This window comes from uncultured Campylobacter sp., assembly GCF_938045775.1.
In the GTDB taxonomy this organism is placed as follows: domain Bacteria; phylum Campylobacterota; class Campylobacteria; order Campylobacterales; family Campylobacteraceae; genus Campylobacter_B.
The window spans coordinates 1-4,799 of record NZ_CALIBH010000013.1; the positions used below are offsets into that span (position 1 = coordinate 1).

4 protein-coding genes and 2 pseudogenes are annotated in these 4,799 nt (G+C 49.7%); 5 read left to right on the forward strand and 1 reads right to left on the reverse strand.

Annotation, left to right across the window (positions count from 1 at the left end; all coding sequences use genetic code 11):
- Positions 1 to 251: hypothetical protein (locus Q0238_RS00345; protein ID WP_297941753.1), on the forward strand; the 251-nt coding region annotated here is incomplete at its 5' end.
- Positions 252 to 354: 103 nt separating this feature from the next.
- On the opposite strand, the gene Q0238_RS00350 is transcribed toward Q0238_RS00345, so the two are convergent.
- Positions 355 to 1,461 (reverse strand): FtsW/RodA/SpoVE family cell cycle protein, encoded by a 1,107-nt coding sequence (locus Q0238_RS00350; RefSeq protein ID WP_297923381.1) that lies wholly within the window; start codon positions 1,459 to 1,461, stop codon positions 355 to 357.
- 53 nt (positions 1,462 to 1,514) lie between these two features.
- Here Q0238_RS00350 and Q0238_RS00355 point away from each other — a divergent pair.
- From Q0238_RS00355 to trmB, 4 genes and pseudogenes are all read left to right on the forward strand, one after another.
- Positions 1,515 to 2,144 (forward strand): annotated as a pseudogene (locus tag Q0238_RS00355) (RluA family pseudouridine synthase); the annotation flags it as partial.
- A gap of 717 nt (positions 2,145 to 2,861) precedes the next feature.
- Positions 2,862 to 3,188, forward strand: a pseudogene (locus Q0238_RS00360) (RluA family pseudouridine synthase); the annotation flags it as partial.
- Positions 3,118 to 3,783, forward strand: a complete 666-nt coding sequence (locus Q0238_RS00365; RefSeq protein WP_297941755.1) for a fibronectin type III domain-containing protein — start codon at positions 3,118 to 3,120, stop codon at positions 3,781 to 3,783. The pseudogene Q0238_RS00360 and the gene Q0238_RS00365, both read left to right, overlap by 71 nt.
- A 3-nt stretch (positions 3,784 to 3,786) precedes the next feature.
- A partial coding sequence (gene trmB, locus Q0238_RS00370) for a tRNA (guanosine(46)-N7)-methyltransferase TrmB (RefSeq protein WP_297941757.1) occupies positions 3,787 to 4,799 on the forward strand: 1,013 nt, incomplete at its 3' end.

Sequence of the window (4,799 nt, forward strand, 5' to 3'; positions counted from 1 at the left end):
TAGGCATAAGCGGGCCGGTGCCTGCGATGATCTGGTTTGCGATCAGCTTCTGCGGGGTTTTTTATCTATACAAATTTTGCGGCGCAAGGCCCGTCGCAGCGCGGATCGGGATCTTTGCCGTAGCCTTCGTGGGCGGATTTTTCACGAGCGTTTTGTACTACGGATTTTTTAATTCGCAAACTTTGGAATTTGCCTTTACATACGCCTTTTTCGCGGTGGTCTTTACGCTCGGCATCGGCGTGATTTTATAGCGAGTTTTAAAATTTAGTGCCCCGCTTAAAATTTCGCCGCCGAAACTCAAAATAAACTCGCGCGATTTTGTAAAATTTCAAAATTTATCCGCACGGGCTAAATTTACATCCTGATCTTATAGGTCTTGTAGTTATCCTTCATCCTAAACGTCAGCAAATTTTGTAAAATTCCAAAGAGGATCATAAAGGTGATAAAGCTGCTGCCGCCGTAGCTGAAAAACGGCAGCGGCACGCCAACGACGGGCGCGAAACCTACCACCATCGAGATATTAACGCCTGTATAAATGAAAATGAGCGAGGCAAGCGCGCTCGTAAAGACCCGTATCAGATAATCGCTTTTAAAATCGTAGTTCAGGCTCAGCAGATGCAGTATCAGCAGCGCATACAGCGCGATCAGCGCGGCAGCCCCCACGAAGCCGAAGCGCTCGATCGTATAAGCGAAGATAAAATCGCTCGTCGCAATCGGCAAGAATTTAAAGTGCGTCTGTGTCGCTTCATCCCTATCCTTGCCGTAGATGCCGCCGTTTCCGATAGCGATGATCGCCTGCTTGACCTGGTAATTGGGCTCCTCGCTGATGAAATCGGCGATGCGCTTTTTTTGATAATCGTGCATGTTTTCGTACAAAATCGGCGAGCTGGCCACAAAAACGATGATCAGCGTGAGCCAAATTTTTTTATCGACGCCGATGATGAAAAGGATCGCAAATCCGGTCAAAAAAAGTATCGCGGCGGTGCCTAGATCGGGCTCTTTCGCGATCAGAACAAAAGGCAGAAGTATGTAAAAGCTAAGGCGCAAAAAATCCTTCAGCCCATAGCCGTTTTTCGGCGGCGGATTTTTATGTATCAGATACATCAGCATCAGGATAAACGCGGGCTTCATCACCTCGCTGGGCTGCAGCGTAAAATGCACGAAAGGGATCTCCAGCCAGCGCCTCGCTCCTAGCTTACTAACGCCGAAAAAATCGACGCTGAGCAGCAATATGATATTGATCCAATAAAATATCGGTATGAGATATAAAAATTTGCGTATCGGAAAGAGAAAAAACAGCGTAAAAACGGCAAATCCGACGCCGAAATATACCACCTGCTTCGAGGATAGCACGTCGTTTGCCTCGCTTATTAAAACGTATGAAAAAACCACTATCGGCACGATTAAAAAAGGTTGAATGAAATCAAAATATGCTAAAATCTTTTTGTCAATTTTAAACAACGCTTAATCCTAATTAAAATTTTGACGTAAGAATAGCCAAAAAAGGTATAAATTTGGATAATCTAATAGCACAATGCAGCGAAAGGCTCGACGTTTTTTTAAGCTCGCAGCTTGGAATTTCGCGCAATCAAATATCAAGCTTAATCAAATCCGCAGCGGTCAAAGTGGACGGAGCCGTGCAAACTAAGCCCGGCTACAAGCTATCCGCGGGCGAGCTCGTGCACATCGACTACCCCGCGCCCGCGCCGCAGCAAATAGACGCGGAGAGGCTAAACTTCGATATTGAAATTTTATACGAAGACGATGATCTGCTCGTGGTAAATAAGCCCGCGGGTCTTACCGTCCATCCAGCCGCAAGCGTCAAAGAACCCACGCTCGTGGACTGGCTCAAATCTCGCGGCTATCTGCTTTCCACGCTCGGCGGCGAGCTTCGCGCGGGCATCGTGCACCGCCTGGATAAGCTCACCAGCGGCGCCCTGCTCGTCGCCAAAAACAACGCCGCGCACGCCGCGCTCTCGGCGCAACTAAGCGATAAGAGCATGGGGCGGATATACCTCGCGCTCATCGACCTGCCGCTGAAAGAGCCCTGCATAATCGAGCGTCCGATCGCTCGCAACCCCGCAAACCGCCTAAAAATGGGAATCGTGCCCGGCGGACGCAGCGCAAAGAGCGCGTTTTATGAAATTTTAAGCGGAGCGGAACTAGCGGAGCTTCAAAAATACGCCGAGAAGCGCGATGAAATTTTAAGCGCGGGCGATGGCACGGCTGTGGGCAAGAACGCGGGTGCGGATAAAATTTCAGCCGCCGATAAAATTTTGGCTGCAAACGCAGGCGAAAGTAGAATTTCGACTGAGGAGAAAATTTCGGACAGCGATATTGATAAAATTTCAATGGGTGATGCGGGAAAAATTTCAGCCGCGACTACGGGCGCGGGCAAAATTCTGGCTGTGTCCACGGGCGGAGATAAAATTTTAAACGCTAGCAGGGACGCAGATATGAGTAAAATTTTAGCCACCGACGCAAGCGTGCGCGGGAACGAAATTCTAAATGCAGACCCAGCCGCCGGCACGGATGAAATTTCAACTACCGGATCGAGCGCGAGCAAGAACGCGGGCATGGATGAAATTTTAAACGACTACGCAGGCGCGGATAAAATTTTAAATAACCGCGCGGATAACGCGGATGAAATTTCAAATAATTACATGCGTAGCGCGGATAAAATTCCGATCCAAAGCGCGGATAAAATTCCAAGTAGCCGCGCAGGCAACGCAGATAAAATTTTAACCGCCAAAATGAGTGTGGATCAAACCCAGGCCGCCCATCTCGCCGAGAATAAATTTTTAAATTTTAAAAATCCCGCTCAAAACCAAATTCTGCCACCGCTAAGTCTAAAGAGTTTTAATCTCGTCGCAGCAAAGCTCTTCACGGGCCGCACGCATCAGATCCGCGTGCATTTAAGCTCGATAAATCGGCACATTTTGGGCGATCATTTATACGGATTTAAGAGCGAAAACGCTAAAATTAGCAGGATTTTGCTCCATGCCTATTTGCTCTATTTCATCCATCCGCGAAGCGGCAAAGAGGTGAAAATTTGCGCGGGCTTGCCGAGCGAATTTCTAAATTTTACGACAAATCAAAAGGTAAAGGATGAAATTTATGAAAAAATTTTACCGACTAACGTTGAGCGCTACTTTAGCGATACTAGCGGGTGGTTGCGCTATGTCTAGCGCGCCTAGTGCAAGCGACGAGAGCCTTCCGCGCGTAGAGGGGATCAGGACGATCACGAGCGACGATGAGATCGGGCTTGAGTGGCCTAGATACGACTCAAATACCGCCGTATTGGGCTTTGTCGTTTATCGCGCGCCTGCAAGCGGCGGCGAAGCCAAAAAGATCGCCACCATCGCAGATCCATACTCCACTCACTACGTAGATACGAGGCTGCAGCCGGGCACTTCGTATAAATACACCGTGCGCACATACGGCGCCAAGGGCGTTTCGGCTCCTTCTCCGGTCGCTATCGCAAGTACCGCGAAAATGCTAGAGTCCGTGCCGTTTGCGCAGGCGATCTACGGGCTTCCGGGCCGCGTTAAGATCATCTGGCGTCCGCATCCGGATCTTCGCGTAAGCTCCTATCTAATAGAGCGCCGTCCTAAGGGAGGCGAGTCGTGGAGCACGATTAAAGAGGTTCGCGGCAGACTTAGCGCTGAATATATCGACAATATCGATTATGGCGAAGGATACGAATACCGCATCACCGTCAAAACCGAAAACGGAGAGCTGTCCAAGCCTAGTGCAGTCATTGCCGCAGCGCAGGCAGAATAAAGTTTGCCGAATTTCATAACCCAAAGCGTGAGTCTGCCGCCGCTGCCTGCGAAATTCGGCGAGACCGAGTTTTTAGAGACGGCGCGCGGCAGAAATTTAACGCTCGTGCGAACCAAAAGCTTTGATAGCGAGTTTTTTATCACCCTGAAACCCAGCGGCGGCAAAGTGATAGTAAAGGGCGAAAAGATCACCAAGCCCGCCAAGATCGGCCATCTGCAACGAGCGCTCGAAATTTTTAAAGAGCGCTTCTGCGGACGGATCATCTCGCAGGCGTTTGCTTTCAAAGACAGCTCGCTTACCGAAAAAACGCCGCTGATTTTGGACGAGAATGAAATTTTATCCCTCGTAAAAAGCTCTAAATTTAATAAAATTTTCATCGAGATCGGCTTCGGCTCGGGCAGACACCTGCTTCATCAAGCGCGCTCAAATCAAGACGCGCTGCTAATCGGCATTGAAATTTACAAGCCAGCAATCGAACAGGTCGCAAAGCTAGCGATCCGCGAGGGGCTGCAAAACATTGCGCTTATTGCCACCGACGCGCGAGTTTTGCTGAGCCTGCTTCCCGCAGGCTGCCTGCAGCGCGTGTTTTTGCACTTCCCCGTGCCATGGGACGACGCGCCGCACCGCCGCGTCATAAGTGACGAGTTCGCCTCACAGATCGCACGCACGCTCGGGCGCAGCGGCCGCTTCGAGCTTCGCACCGACAGCGAGGAGTACTTCCTCTACGCGATACAAAAACTCTCGCCCTACGTTCAGTGCAAAGCGGGCGAAATTTCGCATTTTAAAAACCGCGACGCCGCCGTAGCGAGCAAATACGAGGATAGATGGCGCAAAATGGACAAAGACATCTACGATCTGATCTACGAGAATAAAACCGCGGGCCAGGGCGAGCCACAGCGGTTTGAGATGGAATTTTTAAAATTTGACGCGGCGGCAATCGCGCGAAATTTTAAAAATTTCACCTTCAAAGGCGAGGATTTTTTCGTGCATTTTGAGGAAATTTTTTACTTTGACGC

Bases quoted from the DNA above. Each gene is read 5' to 3' on its own strand.
- Q0238_RS00365 (WP_297941755.1), top strand. From the start codon at position 3,118: ATGAAAAAATTTTACCGACTAACGTTGAGCGCTACTTTAGCGATACTA.